This is a genomic window from Cohnella sp. LGH, from assembly GCF_017671885.1.
Lineage (GTDB): Bacteria > Bacillota > Bacilli > Paenibacillales > Paenibacillaceae > Cohnella > Cohnella phaseoli.
In genome coordinates this window covers 6,075,481-6,096,176 of the sequence record NZ_CP072117.1, presented here as the reverse complement: position 1 = coordinate 6,096,176, position 20,696 = coordinate 6,075,481, and the positions used below count along the sequence as shown (strand labels likewise).

The following is a 20,696-nucleotide window of genomic DNA, read 5'->3' as shown; positions in this document are numbered from 1 at the left end:
ATGCCGCAAATAATAATCAATGCGTTGAAAATCAATGTTATTACAGATCAAGGACCATTTCAGAGTTTTATTAAATTTACTACAGGACTTAATATTGTTAGGGCAAAAAATTCGACAGGCAAAAGCTCATTAATGAACTCAGTTTTATATGCATTGGGGGTAGAGGAACTACTTGGTGGTACAAATGGAAAAACGATGAAACCCGTCCTTAGAGATGAGTTAAGATATCAAACAGCAAAGCACAAGGTACTAGAATCCAACATTGAGTTGCAGATTACAAATGAAAATAATGAGACTATAACGATTCGAAGGTGGATCATTAGTACAGCAAGGGAAGAAAGATTAGTTGAAATTGAATTTGGTCCTTCTTTAACAACACAGAATAAATACGCTAGACAAGATTACTATGTTCATTATCAGGGTTCCGCTCAAAATGAATCTGGCTTTCATTCTTTTTTAGCGCAATTTATAGGTTGGAATATTCCCCTTGTTCCATCATTTGACGGTAAAGAGCGCTTACTCTACATTCAAACCTTATTCCCTTTATTTTTTGTAGAGCAACTAAAAGGATGGAGTTCTTTCTATGCTCAACCTTCCACAAATTACGGCATAAGGGAACTTTCTACACGAGCGATTGAGTTTCTTCTAGGGCTTGACGTATTAAAGAACAACAAATTAAAAGAAGAGCTACGCATAGAGAAAATTTTGCTTTCACAGGAGTGGTCTAGTCTAACTAACTCTATTAGGGAAAAAGCTAATGGAATTGGTGCTATTGTAGAAGGTTTGCCTAGTAAACCAGAGCTGTTACTTTCTTATGCTATTTATGTGTACGATAAAAATCAAAATTTAGTTAACCTGATAGATAAAATTAATGAAAGTATTCGAGAGTTTAATGAAAGAGCAAATGTCATCAGGAACATACAAGATGTAGAAGATGAACACGAACAAAGGATTGAAAATCTCGAAAATAAAGTCTTAGCTCTTCAGAGTGAAGCAAGCTTTATTAGACAAGAGATTAATTCTGCAATGATAAATAATAAAACCTTAGAGGAGAATATAAGTCAGCTAGAACATGATCTAAAAAGTAATCAAGATGCCAAAAAATTGTTTGATCTTGGGTCAGATAAAAATTTATATGTGGCCAAAGGGATTTGTCCTACTTGTAATCAAAAAATCCATGAAACTCTACTTCCGCAGGATATTGAATTTCAACCAATGTCATTGGAAGAAAATATAAAGTTTATTAAAGACCAAATCTATACTATACAGTTTGCTTTAAACCAATCGCAAATCTTACTTAACACTAAAAATAAGAAACTGCGTGCAATTACAGAGACAATGGAAGTTGAAAGAAAAAAATTACGGAATATGAAGCTGGAATTAAGAGAAGACCCACGTATGATTTCAAATCTTGATGTTGATGAGACAATCAACTTGAAGTGGAAAATTAAAGAACTTCAAGAAGCCAACACTGAATTTATTGAGATGGATTCGAAAATTGAGCTGGTAAAGCACAAATGGGGACAGTATTTAAAAAAATCAAGTGATGTACCAGACGATTTTTTTTCTGAACTCGATAAGAAAAAACTTGATCAATTTGAAAAACAGTTTAAGTATTACTTAAACGAGTTTGGTTATAGTAGCACACCATTTGATGATATTGAATTCTCACAAGATAAATATACGCCTATTGTTAGAGGCTTTGATATTAAGTTTGATTCTTCGGCTAGTGATTTCATAAGGCTCAAATGGGCATACACACTTACTTTACTATTTATTACAAATCAATTAGGTGGTAATCATCCACAAGTTATACTATTGGACGAACCAGGGCAGCAACAAATGAATATTAATAGTACCAAAAAGTTGTTCTCTTCCCTTACAGAGTTAAAAGGGCAAAGTGTCGTGGCATCATCATTAACAATAGACGAAATAAACGCTGTTACTAAGGGTTTAGATGTAAATATTGTTGATCTAGGTGAAGAATATATTATTAAACCAATCTAGGAATATATGAAAGTGAAAAAAAGGATAATTTTTTGCTGCCTAGTCCAAAATTGATGAGATAAAGTGTCTATTCTGTGATTGTTAAAATTGAACAGATCCATTAATCTATCAAGCCTGAGAGTCGTTTACTAAGAGTTTGTAAAATCTTCGTGTTAACTCCAAAAACTAAAAAACGAGAGTCATCACAGATGTCCCTGTTCATACGCTACTACAAAGCCCAGTAATTCCTTGCTGGGCTAGCCGCGCGGGGAGCAAGGGGCGCAAGAGATCATGGCTTGCAACTCCCTGCGACCAATCAATCAATGTTATTCTAGCGGAGAGACTGGCTAGATTAGTAAAAAAGAGATGATAACTGTCATGGATAAGCGTGTATCTACAAGGTCACACGAACTTTATTAGACAATGGTCACTTCTTAATTGAAAAAACAAATCCAACCACAATAAATTCACAAAAAAAGTCCTCGTGGGTGCTTCCCACAGAGGACTCTGCCGATGCTTTCGGACAATTCTACTTTACCAGTAAATGTGAAGAAATTCAAGTGTGATAAAACCCGAACACTATAATGGGATGAAGAATCGAGCTGGGAGTGAAAGGAACGGCTCGTTTGCAATCAAACATATTAAATAGCATCTTTTTTTGTTACTTCATCGGTAAGGAGTGTCATATCCATTACATCAATCTCACGATACTGCTTAGTGAGCAGCTTTTTGAAGATTGTATCCACGTGGTCGCGGGTTACGTAGTGTGACTTATTAACGAGTGCTTCAAAAAGCCAATGCATATAGTAATTTTTAGCCAGTTCAACTTCTTCGAAGTTTTCTCTATATTTTAAGTGGAGATGAGTGAGAACATCTGTTGTGATAAAGATGGGCTTAGTAATAACTGAACTAGGTATCTGAGCTTCGAAATACTTGAGAGTCGTTTCAACCTGGGCTGTATTAAAACAATTTGAGATGAATATATGTCCACTCAGTTTTCTATGTTTGGCGTAACTGATAATTAAATCAGAGTCGTTAAGATCATTGACATATTGTACAGCCTTCCTTTGTTCTCCGATTTCTAAAGGGTATCCCTCATTTTTATATGAAAGTTTGAAATCAAATGAAAAAGCGTACCTTTCTTTATCACCCCTGACATAAGATAACGAAAAGACACCTTCCGGAAGTTGTTTTCCACTTTGCTGTTTCCCCCACTTAACTGAGTTGGGGAACATGTCTTTTAATAGTGCATATCCATCATCCTCAAGATCGCCGGGGGTGTACTTTGCTTTGTCAAGACTATCTGGTGGACAGTGAATACCACATAATGATTGGTAGGATTTGTTCGCAGCAGAAGCCAAGTAGTTTTTTGCCCTTAATTCTAGATTAGAATAAATGCTGTCGAAAAAAAGTTTGAGGTCATCGTCCTTTTGAACATAAAGTTTTCCGAAGCTAATGGCTTGAATACACTCGCTTGTGTACTTCCCAATAAATTTCTCTTGTTGCCCTACGAAAACTACAATTAGTGGGTTCATCATTTTATAAAGCTTGGACAAGAGTCTCCCATCAAGAGTGTGCTCAGTAATAAGAATTTGGAGTGGCCGTTGATCAATAGCTCGCTCCAACTTAATTAACTTTAACGTGTTATTACCAAATGTCAAATTGGAGTCTCCAAGCATAATCCAACTCTCATCGGCACACCAAACTCTTAGTTTTCTTTTAACCTCAGCCCTTACCTCGCTAACTCCAATTTGAGTCGAAATGTTATCTCTAACCCCAAGAGGACTGTCACAGATAGGACATTCACTAAGTACCACAGTAGGATCATCAATCTTCGTTTCGTGAGGACAATCACTGTTGGTACACTCTGCATACACTTCTGTAATATTTTTAAGAAATTTTTTCTTGATTAGTGTCTCGTAAAGTACTTTTGTATCTCCTTGGCTGTGTTTATTGTGATCACGTTGTCCCATAACGTAGTCAAGTAAATCCGCTTGTCCATCAGAAAATTTGTTGTTGGCAATCTCCTGAAACATTGGAACTCCGAATTTCTCAAAAAACTTCGTTTTAATAGATTCAAGTGTTTCTTTCTCAATTAAGCTATCGTCCATAGTGAAAACAACATGCCCATCATCCTTTACAATTGAACGAATGGTTCGTCCAACCCCTGACGATTTGAATGCTATTGATGCTAGATCTTTTATACTCTCAATATTTACACATCCCTTATCGCTAGCATCGATGACAGATGGCCATACATCCATATTTTTAGACTGAAGAGTAATCTCAGGTGAGTTTTTTATCGGACTAGAACGAAACACTACCTTCTCGACAAGAAAATCATTAACTGGTTTACCACTTGCAGTCTTCCCATTCAAGACTGATTCAATAAATGTCGTCTTGTTGAATTCTTGAAATACCTCTGTTTTATAAGCAGATAGAACACCTTCAAAGGTTTCTTCAATATACTTTTTGATAGCTGTACCTTCAAATTGAACTTTGGTCTTTATTTCTACAGTACCACTTTCAGAGTTCAACTCAAACATAAGTGTATTGACTTCCTGGTGCCTAATTCCTTGGTTATAGTCAGGTATGGAGGTATCATTAACTTGCTTGTACATTAGACAAATAAAACGGTTTTCTCCAACAATTGAATATGAAAATATGCGATATTTATTGGTCTCTTTCGACCCTTTATAAAGCAAATTGCAGAGGGTATCTTCAAAGCCTTTCTCTGTTAGAACTTGTCTGGCTTTCCCAGGACCTATGTTCTTATCCAATGCGAGTAAATCACCTGTTCCACGCACCGTCCATAAATGATAAGTCAGCAAAGAAAATAACAATGCTGGAGATTGTTCAAACAAATGATGTAGCTGTGCTAACGGAGTTTTATGCCTTAACTCGTTAGAGTTACTTTCATAAAAAGTAGGAATACTACGTTTCTTACGGTTTTGGAAGTCGCGCAAAAGGAGGGTAAGTAACATCCTTTCCTTAGAGATTAGGGACATGTCTTTCTTACATTGCTCTTTATTTGTCGAGTCTTTTAGTATTACTTCAGTTACATCGGCTAGGTCCTTAAGTTCTTCCAAAGACATAACATCTAAAAAAGCCTCAAAGCGTCTTGATTGCTGCACTGTGCTCAATTCATTTATAGCATCGAAACTCACTTCCAAATCTCTCCAAAAATACTCAGTGACGCTACTGTGTTCCCTGTATCTTCCGTTAGCGGACATTCCTACACCTCAATCCTCTTCTATTTATGGTATATACTTCTATGAAAAGTTGGGAAAGTCCTTTAATTCGACAACATTCGTATATTAGTAACATCAATGAGTTTCGCAGAAAAAAATTTTCCTTGATCTTGAATGAATTCGCATTCAAGAGCTCCGTTAGATTTACTTCCCGTCTCTGTGCGCTTACGAAGCTCATTACTATTCTGCTCATCCTGTGCCACTAGGAATGGCCTATTTAAACGTGTTTTCAGTTCTGTAATTCACCTTGCATTCTTACCTCCTACAACTGCAAAAGTAAATAAGAATCTTTATTTGTATATTCTCCTCATTTTTTTTCGTCTTGCTACCCGAATTTCCCCAAAAAATGAAACGGCTTATAGAGGGACTGAAATTCCTCGTCACCGCTCTTTGATAATTTAATACAAGTTTCTCCGGTACATTCCCCATGCAGCCTCGAAGGAAAGCCAGTATGCAAGCGCGCCATGACCGTTTTGTTCCTGCCCATCCGTCTGAGACGCAGGTCAAGATGAAAGCGACACCGTGATGCATAACGAAATGGTGGTTCCATTTTCGGCGATGACCTGCGTGGAGGGACCATGATACTTCCGTCCAGCCACAGCTTATCGCAATGGGGGCGGCCTGCAGCGATCCTGGAGGAAGCGCAAGCCTGCGCTTATGGAGACAGTCAACCGCTGTCCGCTGGATAAATTATTCTATGTCTACCATTCATCCGACCATATGTGTTTTTGCATAAGTTACAGGTGGATTATTTTTAAATGAAAATTTCAGCTTTCCCGCAGGTATAGAGCCTGCAAAGGTACAGGCATTCGTTGTTTTTAGTTTCTTTTGCAGCGCAGAAAGTAAGCAGCTTGATGGAAATGCAACATGCTATTGCCGGTTTAATAGTACCCTATGAAGTTGAATATCCAAGAGTTCATCCTTTTTGGGTGCTCTCTTTTTATATAGATAACTTTGAAAGGCCGGTGCTCTGGTTCCTTGAAGCAACCGACCTTTTCTATTGAAAGGAGACTGAACCACATGGCCAAGGTAATTGCTCTCGCCAATCAGAAGGGCGGTGTGGGCAAAACAACGACAGCGGTCAACCTAGGCATCGGGTTGGCGGCGGAAGGCAATCGGGTGCTGCTGCTGGATGCTGACGCACAAGGGAATTTAACAGATTCGCTTGGCTTTCAAGAGCCGGACAACCTCCCGGTATCGCTGGCGACAATGCTGCAAAAATGTATGGCAGAGGAAGCCTTCGACCCACAGGAGGGTATTTTGCAGCATTACGAAGGAATTGACCTGATGCCCGGAAACATTGAACTATCTGCCGTGGAAGTAGCGCTAGTCAATACGATGAGCCGAGAAACGATACTGCGCGGGTACGTTGATTCGGTAAAAGAGAACTATGATTATATCCTGATCGACTGTATGCCAAGCATGGGCATGATGACGATTAATGCTTTGGCAGCGGCAGATAGCGTCATCATTCCTGTTCAGGCGCATTATTTACCGGCGAAAGGGATGACACAGTTATTGCAGACGGTTGCCCGCGTTCGCCGCCAAATTAACAAAAAGCTGGTGGTGGAGGGCGTGTTGCTCACAATGGTGGACAGCCGCACCAATTTTGCTAAGGATATTTCTTTCATCCTTCGCCGCGATTATGGAGACAAGCTGCGCGTGTTTCAAACGGAAATTCCTCTCTCTATCCGCGCGGCGGAAACCAGCGCACGCGGCAAAAGTATTTATGCACACGATCCGAACGGACAAGTCGCCAAGGCATACGCTTCATTAACGAAGGAGGTGCAGGATATTGGCAGCGAAAGAAGACCGGCGCGCCAGCATAAAGCTGACCACAGTCGATGATTTGTTTACGACGGAAGAAACCCGGAGTGCGACACAGAAGGAACAGATCAGGGAAATTCCGCTGGCAGAGATCAGTGATTTCCTTGATCACCCCTTTAAAGTAAAGGCGGACGATGCAATGCTGGAGATGGCGGAAAGCGTAAAGCAATACGGGGTACTGGTTCCTGTGCTGGTACGTCCCAAAACGGATGGCGGCTTTGAAATGGTGGCCGGGCATCGGCGTAAGAAGGCAAGTGAAATGGCGGGAATGGAATCCATTCCGTGCATTGTTCGTGAATTGGACGACGATCAGGCGACCATTATTATGGTGGACAGTAACTTGCAGAGGGAGCATGTGTCTCCGAGTGAAAAGGCATTTGCTTATAGGATGAAGCTGAATGCTATGAAACGCCAGGCAGGCAGACCGAGCAAAGAAAATGCTGCCCAAGTTGGGCAGGATATAAATGGTAAATATTCTGTGGAGATTTTGGCGGATCAAGTTGGCGAAAGTCGTAATCAGATTAAACGATATATCCGCCTGACCGAACTCATTCCTCCCATTCTTGAAATGGTAGACGATAAGGAAATGGCATTTGGCCCGGCGGTGGAAATCTCTTACCTGGCCGAGAAAGAGCAGCAAGCCCTGCTGGAAACGATGCAGGCCGAGGACTGTACGCCCTCACTGGCGCAGGCGCAGCGTATGAAAAAGCTTAATCAGGATGGCAAGCTGAATGTTGATGTTATCTTTGCTATTTTGACAGAGGAAAAACCGAACCAAAAGGAAAAGCTGACGATCCGTAAGGAGCGTATTGAAAAGTTCTTTCCGCAAGAATTTACCGAGCAGCAAAAGGAAGACCTGCTTGTGCAATTGTTGGAAAACTGGTATCGCAGGAAACAGCGGGAACGGGAACACGAGCGTTAATTTACCCTATCTTCTCTCTCAGATGGAGAGATTTTTTTATGCCCATTTTTGCAGAAAGGAGCAGCCCGATGGATTTTACCGAAGGAAGACGGCGTCAGTATGAGCAACTAATGAAGGAAAAGCCGGGTTTCACGCAGAGCTGTCCGTCCAAGAAGGAGGAACGGCCGATTAGGAAGCAGGCAACAGGAACGGTAACCAAGCCGAAGCAGACTAATCGCAAACGGTGTCGGGAGGACTGACGATGGAGCAGGAGAAACGAATGGCTGGCGACTATGAGGTCTATCAGACGTTGCCCATTGGCAGGGTCGAGGTTATTTTGGGCATCGACACGACGAATAGCGAGAAGCCCTATCTTGTCTGCTATTGTGATCAGAATAATTTGTTTGGCATTGATCAGTATTATGGCGGAGAAGGATTCGCGGACTATCTGGAGGCGATGCAGGAGTTTGGCAAGCTATTGCAGTGGGAAATTGAGAAGCTTCAAACCGAGCGTTCTGCCATTCCAGAATCAATGCCTCCTATCCAATCTGCCCATTGTCTGCCCATCAAAAGCGAGGATGAACTCGGCAGCAGGCTTGTCGTAATTCGACCGGAAAGACTGCGACCGGAATTTCGCACAGCAGATCACCAATTGATTAGGGTGACGGGGGGCTTGGGTGCATCGGGTAATTCACGCGGAAGGGCCGTTTTCGCGATGAGGCTCTATTCAGGTGACGAATGCCGCTATAATCGGGAAGACCTGCTGGGCTTCCTAAAACCGGAGCATATACCAGCATGGGCACAGGAGAAGCTGGCGCTTCATCATGCAGAGAAGCAACAGAAGCCTAAGTCGCGGGACACCCGCTAAACAAAACGGGAATCATTTTGAATGAAGGAAGGAGTCGTTCGCGATGTCTTGGAACTATCGCAATCGCAAGGCACTTGTTATCGGTGCCATTGCGGTAAGCCTGGTGTTGCTTGTGGCGGCGGCGGTCTTTTTGCTCATGCAGCATAACGAGCAACAGCAAATACAACAACAGATGCAAGAAAGCTACGAGCGTCAGCTCGCGCAATTGAAGCAAGAGAAAGAATTGAACAGCCGAGAAGTGTGGATAGTAAGCCGAAATGTTGGGGCAGGCAATGAATTGACGGCAAATGATCTACAGGCGATTCCGATGCCCATAACACTTGTTCCGGCGGGTATTCTTACGGATCGGGAAGCGATTATCGGAAAACATGCTAAGGTGGAACTGGAGGCGGGTACGCCGCTACTCGCTTCTTTGTTGTTCGAAGGACAGCCAGTTCCAAAGGATGTACGGCTCAAGGAATTTCAGGTGATTCAGCTTCCTTCCAATCTGAAGACTGATCAGTTTATCGATGTACGGATCGGTTTCCCGACTGGCGAGGATTTTGTTCTGCTGTCCAAAAAGCAGGTGCGGCAGTTGTCGGGCAATGTGATTTGGCTGGAATTAAACGAGATGGATTTGCTGCAAACGTCCAGTGCGATCATCGACGCCTATCTGCAAGGGGCACGGCTTTATGCGCTCCCCTATATCGAGCCTGGCTTGCAGGAGGCGGCTGTTGTAAACTATCCAGCCAATCCGGAGGTGCTGGATTTGATGGAAATCGACCCGAATCTGCTTGCAAAGGCAAAAACGGAACTGGCTCGAAGCCTGCGCCAAACGCTGGATACTAATTTAAATGCGGTCAGTGAGTCGGACAAACTGCGGGCCTCCAGTGGGAATGTTACAGTACAGCAGCAATTGCAAAATGAACGTGCAACTACCCGGCAGGGCAATGCCATGTTTGAAGCGCAGCCGCAGTCGGACCGTGGGACTTCGGAGACGGAGGTATCCAATAACCGACCTTCAGGAGAGGGGCAACCCACTGCTTCTACAGTACCTACGCAGGAACCACAGACTCCTTCTGCCCCGGCAGAATCAACCGTTCCTCCTTCAACTTCAAGCGGAACGGAAGCGGTGACGGAAACAGAAACACCGTCGGGAGAAGAGCGGTGGGAGGACATACTCAATCAGTAAGGGAGACGGCCATGAAAAAAATGATATTTCTCGGTTCAGCAGACAAGAGCCATGTGCTACTGGCACTGGGGCGCTTGCTCTCGGCAATGGGGAAGAAAGTGCTGCTAGTGGATTCCACAGTGGGGCAAGCTGTTCAGGGCTATTTGCCGCCCGTCTTCACCGGCAGCGCCGTGCAGGAGTTTGAGGACATGGATGTAGCCTACGGCTACATAACTGCAGCGCAACTGGATCACGCACTGGAACAGGCGGGAACACTTGGCGCGTACGATGTGCTGCTACTCGACACCGATCATACCCAAATGGTAACGGGACGCAATTTGCCCGACTTTGACAAGCGGGTGTGGTGTTGGGACGGCAAGCGGTTGTCGCTGCAAAAAAATGAAGAGCTGCTGCTGCGCTTGTGCTTGCACGAAGCGGAAGCGCCGCTCTCTTTTTATGATTGGCTGTCTCCGGCGTTACCGGGCAGCTTGCCTGCTTGGCGGGCGGAAACACGGCTGCGCCATGTGGAGTGGCTGGAGCCTTCCTTTCATTTCCCGCTGGATGAACGCGATGCCATAGCGGATGTGCACAATCAGCATCAGCATCGTATTGACCTTCGCCGTGTCAGCGGAGCATTTCGGCAGGTGCTGCTCACGATGCTGCAACAGCTTGGAGATTGCGATGCGAAGACCGCGCGGCGCGCTTGGGCGACTGCCCAAAAGCGATGGCGAGCCTGGTAGAAAGGAGTGGAACGATGGGAATGATGGTTGTGTTTTGGAGTCCCTTCCCCGGCCAGGCCGGAACGACGACCAGCCTGCTTGCGTCAGCGACATGTATGGGGCTGGAATATTCGTCGCGAATGCTGCTCCTCGGCCTTTTGCGCGAGGAGGATGAAGCGGTGCAGCGCGCCTTTTACACGCCGGAAAAAAATCCGTCCTCACTGCCGGATACCGGCATGGATGCGCTATTGCGGCTGCTGCAAAACCGCAAGCTGGAGGGGAGTATGCTGCGAGATTATGCGCAGCCGCTGCTCCGGGAGCGGCTGGATGTGCTTCCCGGCTCGGCGAAGCCAAGCGCAGGATTTGCCGGCATGGCAGAACGCTGGCTGGAGCCGCTTTTGGACACCGCCAGGCGCGCCTACGATGTAGTGCTGCTAGACGGCGGTAGCGGGACCGCTCCGGGCTGGCGGGAGGAGTTGCGGAATTGGGCGGATCTCCTCGTCGTTTGCCTGCCGCAGAATCGCTTGCTGCTGGAGCGCTTTTTTCAATCGCCGGAAAGTGCGCTACTCAGCGCTCGGAAAGCAATATTTGTGTTTGGACAGTTCGATCCGGCCTCGTCCCTGACCATCAATAACCTCCAACGCCGATTTCGATGGCAGCAACGGGCCTTTTCGGTCATGCACAATACAGGGTGGCTCGATGCGGTGCAGCAGGGGGAGGCGATTCCGTACTGGTTTCGTAATCGCAAGACTATGCGCCAGCATGAGAACCATCACTTTGTCCGTCAGGTACGGGCACTGGCGCATGCGCTTATCGAAGACGTGGGCATGAATCAGCCTTTGTTCAGCGGCAAGGAGGACAAGCCATGATGACGCTGTTGAACACCTTGATTGTCATTTCGTTGCTGCTCCTGGCCGTTTTCTTTCTCTATTTGCGCATGAGCCGACGTCTGCCGGAGGGAACCACGGAAGAAACGGCCTATTCGCTGGAGGCGATGACGGCGTTCGTCAAAGACACGTTGCACGAAATGACAACAAGCCATCTCAGCGATTTTGGCTTGTCTGAGGAGGAGTATCGCCGCCGCAAGAACAAGCGGGCAGAGTTAAAGAAGGCGCTTCGCGGCTGCACCTCCGGCGACTTGCGGGACAAGGAATACGTGAAGCAAGTGATCGTCGATTTGCTGATGCAGCAATACGTATTGAACGATGCGCACTTGAATCTGCTGCTGCCATTTCATCAACCCGACGCGCTCACCGCCCAGGATCAGTTCGACATCCTGCTGGATCGTTACAAGCAGCAATTCGGGCTGCGGGCGCTGGAGCAGATGCTTCAGGCATATGAGCTAGATCGGCAACGATTCGATGAGGACGAGCAGCTTGAGGCTTACCGGATTTCGAGGGCGGAGATCCGGGAGATCTACGCGAAGGAATCGCCCTCCTTACAGACCGAAGACAAGCTTCGCATTGTCGTGCAGCGAATTTATCAGCATTACAAGGGCTTTAGCGTCATCGACGAGCTGCGCGATATGCGGATCGACGGTGTGTCCGGGGGCGTATCCGGGCTGCCGCCACTGATGTGGGAGGGCGAATGGGCGCTGGAGGACGTGGTACAGTGGCAGGCGCTTCCTCGTGCGCACGATAGTGTCTGGCTGTTTTACAAGGGCAAGTCCATTCATTTGAGCTTCCTGTCGTTTGGCTCAGAGCAGGAGCTGCGCCGCGTCTGTCAGATCATCTACAAGCACAATTTTCCCGGCCAACTATCCGAAGCAAATGGCTATAAGGTCAATGAAATGGGCGATGGGTCCCGCGTCGTCGTATTGCGCCCCCGGTTTTCAGAATCGTGGGCTTTTTTTGTGCGCAAATTTGATGTGCAGAGCGCCACGCTAGAGCAACTGATTCAGGACGAAAACGCGGAATTGCCGATCGGACTCATCCGCTATCTGGTGGCAGGCGCCCGTAATACGGCAATCTCCGGCGCACAAGGCAGTGGCAAGACAACCCTGCTGATGGCGATGGTGCGCCATATCCCAGCGGTGCTGCCGATTCGGGTACAGGAAATGAGCTTTGAGCTGCAACTGCGCAAGATTTACCCGAACCGCAACATTGTCAGCCTGCGTGAGACGGAAACGATTACTGGCCAGCAAGGGCTGGATATTCAGAAGAAGACGGACGGCTCGGTGAACATTTTGGGTGAGGTAGCGACCGACCCGGTTGCAGCCTGGATGGTGCAGATGGCGCAAGTTGCTTCCCTTTTTACACTGTTCACCCATCACGCCAAAACGTTCCGCGATTTGGTGCTGTCGCTGCGTAATTCGCTGCTTAAAACCGGAGTGTTCAGCAGTGAGCGTGTTGCGGAGCAGCAGGTCGTCAGCGTGGTCAATTTTGATATTCATCTGCGCCGTGACTTGGATGGTAGGCGTTATATCGAACGTATTACGGAATGTGTGCCGGAGCCACAGGTGGCAGATTATCCGGCTGACTTTACCGGCAGAATGACCAAGGATGTGCGGCTGGCCGCTTTTATGGAAACGGTGCTGGAGTTTTTTCGGCGCTCGACGGATCGCTCGCTGTATACCGCGCGGAATCTGATCGAGTACCGTGACGGACGGTATGTTGCCGTTCATCCGTTGTCCGAGCAAAGCCGTCAGGACATGGCGACCTTTTTGAGCGGCCCGGATCAAGCGGTTTTTGATGCCTTTCTGGACAGCAATTGGGGGGAAACACCATGATTCGAGAATGGCTTTCTCCACTGCTCGGCATTTCGACGGTTCTTTTCTTGATGGCGGTTGCGGCGTTCCTGTGGCTATCCCGCCGTGATTCAGACATTGCTGCCATACGGCGTTACGAATCGCTGCGTAAGCCGGGACAAGCATCGCGCAGGCAAGCGATGTACAGTTTTCTGCAACAGTTGTACAGCGTGTGCGAGCAGGTGCCAATCCTGCGCGCCTATTTGTATCACCTGCGCAAACGTCTCCTGATCGTTCGGCTTGGCGACGAGTGGAAGCTGCGGCTGGAGACGATGAAGTCAGCTTTGAGTGTATGGAGTCTTCTTCTCTTAATCGTTATTCCGCTTGCTGTCATGGTACGCGATCTGTTCACCTGGGGCATGCTTCTACTCGGTCTATGGGTAGGCCATGGCGTGTTAGCGGACATTGGCGTGCATCGGCTGGAACTGCGCCTGCTACGGCAGCTTCGCACGTTCTTCGGAGATATCCGCCATCACTACCACCGGCATGGCATGGTGGAGGAAGCGATTTATGAAGCGGCGGACAGTGCGCCTTATGAAATGGCGTTACATGGGCAGGAGCTGTACGAGATGCTGACGGACAGCGATGCAGAGGAAAAATTGGCGCAATATGTGGAGCTGGCTCCCAACCGTTATTTGCAAGGTCTGGCCGGATTGTCTTATCTCATTAAAGAACATGGCGATCGGCAAACCGATAGCGGCTCGGTCTACCTGAAAGGGCTGGAAAAACTGTCCGGTGAGCTGAATCTGGAGCTGCTGCGTCGAGAAAAGCTCAGCTATTTGCTGCAAGGGCTGACCATAATTGCACTGGTACCGCTGCTCTTTACCCGTCCGATTGAGGCATGGGCAAGCCACTTCTTTCCGTCGATGGACGCCTTCTACGCCGGGGCGCTTGGCTGGCTGGCGAAGCTGACCCTGCTCGTGGTCGTATGGCTGTCTTATGTGCTGCTCCGAGCGCTAGCGGAACTGGATGGTGGAGCGCGGCATACGAGCCGCAATCGCTGGGAAAAGCGTGTGTATGGTTGGCCTTGGGTGCGCTGGATCGTGCAGCGGCTGGGGCCGGCTCCTGATTCGCGTGAAGCTGAGCGGGTAACTCGGCTACTCAAGGATACGGCTTCACCGCTGCGGCTGGAATGGTTCTATGTACAGCGCTTGGTCGCGGGCGCGTTGGCTTTTGCTGCCGTACTGGGGCTGTTCGTGTCCATGCATGCAGCGGAGCGACATCAACTGCTCTATGCGCCAGTCAAGCCGGGAATGCTGTTCGGTCAGTTGTCGATCGAGGAGGAAGCCAAAGCGCAGGAAGCTGCGGCGCTGGATCGTCGGATTTTGGAACAAGTAAAGGAGGTGAGGCCGCGCAACGAACGCATAGTCATGAACGTGCTCCGTCAGCAGGCGGTTGGCGGTGAACAGGAGGAGCAGCTTCGCCTGACCGCACGGCGGGTGATGGAGAAGCTTGAGCAACTGGAGCGGCCGTGGCTGCTGTGGTGGGAGGTGTTTCTGGCTCTTGCCGCAGGCTGGGGCGGGTATGGGCTTCCCGTAGGCATTCGGTTGTTTGAGCGCCGCATGCGGCGGATGGAGATGAAGCACGAGGTCGATCAACTGCAAGCGGTGATCGCCATGCTGGCCGGGATGGAGCGCATGTCGGTAGAACAACTGCTGATTTGGATGGAACAGTTTGCCCGTGTATTCAAGGAGCCGCTGCAGGTGTGTTTGCTCCACTTTGAGCAAGGAGAGGAGCAGGCGCTGGCACAGCTCAAGGAGGATGCGCCGTTTCTGCCGTTTGTACGGACGGTAGAGAAGCTGGAGCTGGCTTCGCAGCATTTGACGATTCGTCAGGCGTTCGATGATCTCGAAGCAGAGCAGGCCTTTGCGCGGGAGCAGCGCAAGCAGGAGTACGAGCAGTTGATTGAGCAAAAGGCAGGCTGGGGACGCTTGATTGGCTTTACTCCCTTGATGACGCTGATCTTCGGGTATTTGGTTATCCCGCTTATCGTCGTCAGCCTGCAGCAAATGACCGCCTACTATGAGCAGCTTCAACGTATTCAGTAAGCGGCACGATGATCCTTCCTTTTCTTCACGGGGAAGTTTTTTTGTCGATCCCAATCATAAGGAGCGAATTCAATGTCCAATGCACAAAAAGCACTTGTGATGGCAGCGGGGATTTTCCTCGCCATCGCCCTCATTACCCTGGCTGTGGTCTTGTTTGTTTCAGCCCAGGATTCCACCAAAGCGGCGCAAAGCAATTTCAGCAATATTCAAACCGAGCTCTCGCAAACGGCCTTTACGGTATACGACAATACGACATTGTCGGGCAGCCAGGTTGTCAACGCGTTGCGCAAATTCCGTGATGTCGATCAATTTGGTATTCAGATTTACACCGGTAAAAACCCGGCTGGACAATGGTATGGCAAAACGATCAATACGAGCGTTCCGATGGACAACGTGACCTATGGTACGGTCGTCGGTGTGGCTCCGGGCTTGATCGCGCAAACCGTAGACGAGGCTGACATCAACTACGTGAATCCGAGTGGAAAGTTCCGTGCGAGCCTCGTGCTGGACAGCAGTAATGTCATTCGCGGGATTGTGTTCCAACAGCAGTAAGACCGAAGGAAGGCTTGGAAGTGTCCGGGGCAACCCGGGCGCTTTCGTGTGAAGGGAGGAACCTTGGATGGATAACGCTCCGAGAACGATGATGGAGATAAGTGTTGCATTTTTGGCGTTTTTGCTGGCTGCGGGAACGGGGCTACTGTTGTTTCAAAACGGAGCTTCGCTGAACACGTTGGCTTACATCTCGAGTCAAGCCCAGGATCGAAGCCTGCATCAAACTGTAAGTCCACTACTAGCGGGCGACGGCACAATGAGTGGCGCGGAGGTGCTTCATGTGCTGGCACGGCTGGAGGAAGGCGATGCGGAAATGATTGTGGACGGTGTGCGGTACGCAGCGCCATTAGAACGGGAGCAGCTTCGCGCAACGGGAATTCCTTTGCTGGCGAAATATGTGCCCGATGGTGAACGTGACGCGGATGGGCATTTGCTGCGACTGCTGTTAAGGCGTGTGCCATGAATACGCTGATCAAGCTGTTCGCGGTGCTGATTGCGCTCCTACTGCTCTACCTGTATCCCCTCTCCGCCGCCTTTGACCAGCAGGATGATATTTCCGAGCTGATTGCGCTGCGAGCGACGACCTCGTTTGTGGATGCGGTGCGCGACAAGGGCGGCATTACGCCTGTGATGTACAACGATTTTATGACCGCGCTGGCGGCAACCGGCAACAGCTTTGTCGTTGAGATGGAGCATGGTAGCAAGACCTATGTGCCGGTCTACGATGACCCAAACCGGCCGGAATCGTTCCGCGGTACTTACGAAATTCATTATGATGCTTATTACAATGCGCAGATTTTGCCGGTGCTGTTTCCCGACAATACGCAGGCCAAGGATGCCCCAGACCGTCGATACCGCATGCGGGAGGGCGACAGCTTCTCGGTTACGGTGCGCAATACGAACCGGACGGCAGGTACGCTGATCTTTGACATGCTGAACAACACGATCGGCCCGAATGAAAAGATCGTCATTCCTTACGGGAGGATGGTGCGCCATGCGATGGATTGAGTGGGCCATCGTCGGCGCACTGTTGTTCCTCCCGTTTGCGACGATCAACCGCATCGAGACGGATGCGTTGCGCCGGACGCTGCTAACCGAGCTGCGTTACAATGCGGCGCTAGATGCAGCGGTGGACGATGCGGCGAGCCAGTTGATCGGCAATGCCAGCCAGCAACGGGAAGCGCAGTATGGCTCGGACAAGCGGATTGCACTCAATAAGGAAGACGCAGTTGCTGCGTTCTACCAGACGCTTGATGCGGGCTTTGGTGTTGCAAGTGACCCCGTGGCACAAGGCGCTTTGCACCGCTACATTCCGGCGATTGTGATCGTCGGTTATGACGGCTTCTACGTCTACAGCGAACAGGAATGGACGGGTACGGACGGAAAAACGATCATGAAGCCGGTATGGGGAGCGAAGAACCCGTATGCCTATGCCGATGCGGCGGGCAACAGCCTGTCGTTTACGCTGGACCAGGAGGTACTGGCCTACGATGGGGCGAGTGGAAGCTGGCACGAGGGCTTGCGGCAGGACATTCGGCAGCAAACGTCGATTCCGCTTCTGCAGGATGCCGAACAATTTGAGCGGACAAGGCGCAGCACGATTGTCGGGGCGATTCAGGACGAGCTGGCCTATCGGATCAACCAATACAACGAAACGGTCTCTCGGGATGGATTTTCTTACGTGTTCACCTTGCCGTTGATTCCGGATGAGGACTGGAGCAACAGTATCGACGACGTAGGCGTTCTAGCGTTTTTGCAAGGCATTCCGATGGGCGCACGGCAGTACAACAGCTACGCGCTGGGCGGGAGTCGGGTGTTGAAGCAGGAGGCGATTATCGGCGCAAGAAAGGGCGCAATGAAGGTGTACTACCGCAGCTCTTGTGGCTATGGCTACCCGCGTGAAGAGGTGTTTGTCACTGAGCAGGCAGCTGCACAAAAGGGCTATATGCCGCTGTCTTGCCCCTGAAACTGAATAAGCAAGAATGGAGAGGAGCCGCATGATATTTCGTTCGATGCTAATGGTAGCGGCATTGATAGGACTGATGGGATTTTCAGAAATTACGGAGGAACAACCACTGGCAGTAGCCGGTGAATCGAGCCGTATCCATCCGCAACTGAATGCCTATGTTGAGGAGATAATCCCCGGCGACGAACGCGAATATCCGATCGATGTAACCAATCCGACCGATGAAGAGGTAACGGCGCTTCTTTACGCTGCAGATGCCATACCCGCGATTGGTGAGGGCAATAATTTTACCTTGCCGACCGATCTGGATTTGGGAGCTGCTGCTTGGTACACGACACCGGATCAGACGATCACGCTTCGAGCCGGAGAGACACAACGTTTCTTCATGAAAATGCGCATACCGGAGCATGTCCAGCCCGGTCAATATGTGTCGGTAATCGGGGTTTATATGGATCCTAATAGAGCCTTAAAGAATGAAACTTGGGGTGAGGAGCAATCCCATACAACGATGGTTTACAAAGCAGGCGTGCAAGTGGTGCTGAATTATCGGCTGGCGGAAGCCAAGCCGCCTGAGGCCTTCCCCCATGCAGCAGCGTATGCGATAGACAACGGAAAGGCTGTTTTTTCCGTTCTATTGATTAATGAAGGAGATAGTCTGTCCATGCCGCATCTGGAAGTTGAAATTACACAACAAGAAGGTAACAAACAGGTGCTGGCATGGGAGGGTGCCGTCGGCTTCATTTATGCCGGAACTGCGGCACAGGTTCAAATGAAACTGGAGCATTCGTTGCAGCAGGGGGCTTATCTGGCCGAAGTAAAAACCGCCGTGAATGGACATACAGTGCGCAAGGTTTTGCTATTTGAAGTGAATCAAGCGATCACCCTATCCCAACACCAGACGGCGGATAGTGAGTTTATGGATGAAGAACGACGCTTCTTTTTATCTCGTGTTTATTTCTACGGCGTTATCCTGTTGATCGTCATTTTGTTGGCCGTATACCAGAAGAGAAAGAGCAAGTAATGAAGCCAATGAACCTAGCACGCTACCATGGAGGGCTTCCAGTCACGCTTGTTTAATTGGAACGCAAATCTCGCAGTTTTCTTGTATCGTCATATCACCGCTGTATTTCTCCAGTATAGGGCGGTTGTCCATCTGGTAGTCACTTAGCTGAATAGCACCAAAAATCTGTTGCCAAGCGTGCTGAATAGCTTCGGCTGTATGCTGGACACTGAACACAGCATACAGCCCTCCTGGAAGTATACCTTCCTGAACGTGGTTATCGAGCTGAAAGTGAGCAGGGAGCACGATACAGGACATCCTTTTCAGTTGGAATTGAGCTCATCTCGGATGCTAACATGATATTAAATTTTCTCACAAAACTTTTAAAACTTGCATATCAAAAGGACTTTTACAGGTAGGGTGGACAGCTTCGAAGCCAATCTACTATCATAAAAGAAAAGAAATATCTTCCAACTGGTACTCCGAGTTTTGCTTTTGAAGGATGATAATAAATGAAGGAGTGGATGTGTTGAAGAAGTGGTTGCTTATGTTGACGGTTGTGATGATGCTCGGTAGCATGACAACAACAGTAAGTGCAGCGAGTCTGCCGCCAACGTTTGTCACGGTCGTGATGGACGGCAAGAAGCTGTGGTTTCCTGATGCACAAGCGTTCATCGACGAAAACCAGCGGACGTTGGTTCCGGTGCGGTTTGTAGCGGAGGCGCTCGGCGCAAAGGTAGGCTGGGAAGCGGAGAACAGATCGGTTCCGATTCAGAAGGAGACTCAAAGCATCCGCTTGAACATTGGCAGCAATATCGCAACGGTCAATGACGAAGAAGTGGCCTTTGATACCCAAGCAGTGATGCAAGGCGGACGCACCTTTGTACCGTTGCGATTTGTCAGCGAAATCCTTGGCGTGGCGGTGGAGTGGGACAGTAAAACGAATACGGTTTTTTTGACTACAACGGAACAACTGAATGTCAAGACTGATCCGTGGGGCAGGTTGATTCGCACGACCAATCTCCCGAAAAATGCAGCGAATTATCCGTATATTCTGGCAGATGTTCCTAACGCAATGTACGAAATGACGTATCCTTATCATCATGAGGAAAGAAACAAAGTGGCAGCTATCGTTGCAGGCCAGGCTGAATATAGCAAGCAAAACAAGGATATTTGGATGGCCCGTCTTAAGATGTTCGGGAGTATCTGGCTGAATGTGGATTATCGGACAATTGACGATTCGTGGGCACAGGCGCTTTTCGCGACCAAGATGCAGAATTCAGATGGAGAGTTGCGACGCATTCGAGAATATGTGAGTTGGGTAAAAGAAAACCACATACGTATTGAAGGGTACCTCGATCCTGAACCGAGCATGAGCTTCTATGATGGTTTTGGGTCCGATCATATTCGCGCTCATTTCCGGGTACGCTTTGTTTCTTATGATAAATCAGAACGTCTGTTATATGATCAATGGTTTCCGAACGATCTCCGTTTTGAAAAGGGAACATGGTATGAAGGGTATACCGACATTCAGATGAGTACCAATGTTGGTGGAGACTGGGGAAGCACATTAAAAGTTTCTCCAACCGCAAGTCTCTTCTCCAACTATATGTTTGTGAAGGTGGCTGAAAAAAGTGAATAGGACGAGAAGATTTACACGTTTGGTATGCACGCTTATGGCG

At 48.4% G+C, this 20,696-nt stretch carries 18 protein-coding genes; 16 read left to right on the top strand and 2 right to left on the bottom strand.

All coding sequences use genetic code 11. From position 1 onward, the window contains the following. The gene (locus tag J4772_RS25510; RefSeq protein WP_209071936.1) at positions 1-2,007 is read left to right on the top strand and encodes a coiled-coil domain-containing protein; all 2,007 of its coding nucleotides are present in this window, start codon (positions 1-3) and stop codon (positions 2,005-2,007) included. 620 nt (positions 2,008-2,627) lie between these two features. On the opposite strand, the gene J4772_RS25505 is transcribed toward J4772_RS25510, so the two are convergent. Next, positions 2,628-5,153 carry a hypothetical protein gene (locus J4772_RS25505; RefSeq protein WP_209071935.1) on the bottom strand — a complete coding sequence of 842 codons (2,526 nt, stop codon included), beginning with the start codon at positions 5,151-5,153 and terminating at the stop codon, positions 2,628-2,630. A gap of 1,104 nt (positions 5,154-6,257) precedes the next feature. Between J4772_RS25505 and J4772_RS25500 the strand changes: the two genes are divergently transcribed. The 14 genes from J4772_RS25500 to J4772_RS25435 all read left to right on the top strand — a co-directional run bounded on the left by J4772_RS25500 (position 6,258) and on the right by J4772_RS25435 (position 19,035). Then, on the top strand, positions 6,258-7,085 hold the full coding sequence (locus J4772_RS25500; protein ID WP_209071934.1) for a ParA family protein: 828 nt from the start codon (positions 6,258-6,260) through the stop codon (positions 7,083-7,085). After that, positions 7,033-7,986 (top strand): ParB/RepB/Spo0J family partition protein, encoded by a 954-nt coding sequence (locus J4772_RS25495; RefSeq protein WP_209071933.1) that lies wholly within the window; start codon positions 7,033-7,035, stop codon positions 7,984-7,986. Before J4772_RS25500 ends, J4772_RS25495 begins: the two co-directional genes overlap by 53 nt. A gap of 68 nt (positions 7,987-8,054) precedes the next feature. After that, positions 8,055-8,225 carry a hypothetical protein gene (locus tag J4772_RS25490; protein ID WP_179215976.1) on the top strand — a complete coding sequence of 57 codons (171 nt, stop codon included), beginning with the start codon at positions 8,055-8,057 and terminating at the stop codon, positions 8,223-8,225. Between the two features lie 2 nt (positions 8,226-8,227). Beyond that, on the top strand, positions 8,228-8,833 hold the full coding sequence (locus tag J4772_RS25485; protein ID WP_209071932.1) for a hypothetical protein: 606 nt from the start codon (positions 8,228-8,230) through the stop codon (positions 8,831-8,833). Positions 8,834-8,876: 43 nt separating this feature from the next. Next, positions 8,877-10,004 (top strand): SAF domain-containing protein, encoded by a 1,128-nt coding sequence (locus tag J4772_RS25480; RefSeq protein WP_209071931.1) that lies wholly within the window; start codon positions 8,877-8,879, stop codon positions 10,002-10,004. 53 nt (positions 10,005-10,057) lie between these two features. Then, the gene (locus J4772_RS25475; protein WP_247740851.1) at positions 10,058-10,723 is read left to right on the top strand and encodes a hypothetical protein; all 666 of its coding nucleotides are present in this window, start codon (positions 10,058-10,060) and stop codon (positions 10,721-10,723) included. A 14-nt stretch (positions 10,724-10,737) separates the two neighbouring features. Beyond that, positions 10,738-11,571 carry a hypothetical protein gene (locus J4772_RS25470; protein WP_209071929.1) on the top strand — a complete coding sequence of 278 codons (834 nt, stop codon included), beginning with the start codon at positions 10,738-10,740 and terminating at the stop codon, positions 11,569-11,571. Continuing rightward, the gene (locus J4772_RS25465; protein ID WP_209071928.1) at positions 11,568-13,430 is read left to right on the top strand and encodes an ATPase, T2SS/T4P/T4SS family; all 1,863 of its coding nucleotides are present in this window, start codon (positions 11,568-11,570) and stop codon (positions 13,428-13,430) included. The genes J4772_RS25470 and J4772_RS25465 overlap by 4 nt, the downstream gene beginning before the upstream one ends. Beyond that, positions 13,427-15,496 carry a hypothetical protein gene (locus J4772_RS25460; protein ID WP_209071927.1) on the top strand — a complete coding sequence of 690 codons (2,070 nt, stop codon included), beginning with the start codon at positions 13,427-13,429 and terminating at the stop codon, positions 15,494-15,496. The genes J4772_RS25465 and J4772_RS25460 overlap by 4 nt, the downstream gene beginning before the upstream one ends. A gap of 72 nt (positions 15,497-15,568) precedes the next feature. Continuing rightward, positions 15,569-16,048 (top strand): ABC transporter permease, encoded by a 480-nt coding sequence (locus J4772_RS25455; protein WP_209071926.1) that lies wholly within the window; start codon positions 15,569-15,571, stop codon positions 16,046-16,048. Between the two features lie 67 nt (positions 16,049-16,115). Further along, a complete protein-coding gene (locus J4772_RS25450) occupies positions 16,116-16,511 on the top strand; it encodes a hypothetical protein (RefSeq protein ID WP_209071925.1) in 396 nt (131 codons plus the stop codon). Continuing rightward, positions 16,508-17,056: a hypothetical protein gene (locus J4772_RS25445; protein ID WP_209071924.1), complete on the top strand. Its 549-nt coding sequence runs from the start codon at positions 16,508-16,510 to the stop codon at positions 17,054-17,056. The genes J4772_RS25450 and J4772_RS25445 overlap by 4 nt, the downstream gene beginning before the upstream one ends. Continuing rightward, complete coding sequence (locus J4772_RS25440) at positions 17,043-18,014, top strand: hypothetical protein (RefSeq protein ID WP_209071923.1); 972 nt, start codon at positions 17,043-17,045, stop codon at positions 18,012-18,014. Before J4772_RS25445 ends, J4772_RS25440 begins: the two co-directional genes overlap by 14 nt. A 31-nt stretch (positions 18,015-18,045) precedes the next feature. Continuing rightward, a complete protein-coding gene (locus tag J4772_RS25435; RefSeq protein ID WP_209071922.1) occupies positions 18,046-19,035 on the top strand; it encodes a COG1470 family protein in 990 nt (329 codons plus the stop codon). Between the two features lie 42 nt (positions 19,036-19,077). On the opposite strand, the gene J4772_RS37660 is transcribed toward J4772_RS25435, so the two are convergent. Next, the gene (locus J4772_RS37660; RefSeq protein WP_371822746.1) at positions 19,078-19,332 is read right to left on the bottom strand and encodes a GyrI-like domain-containing protein; all 255 of its coding nucleotides are present in this window, start codon (positions 19,330-19,332) and stop codon (positions 19,078-19,080) included. A gap of 211 nt (positions 19,333-19,543) precedes the next feature. Between J4772_RS37660 and J4772_RS25425 the strand changes: the two genes are divergently transcribed. Next, positions 19,544-20,656: a copper amine oxidase N-terminal domain-containing protein gene (locus J4772_RS25425; protein WP_209071920.1), complete on the top strand. Its 1,113-nt coding sequence runs from the start codon at positions 19,544-19,546 to the stop codon at positions 20,654-20,656. Positions 20,657-20,696 lie beyond the last annotated feature (40 nt).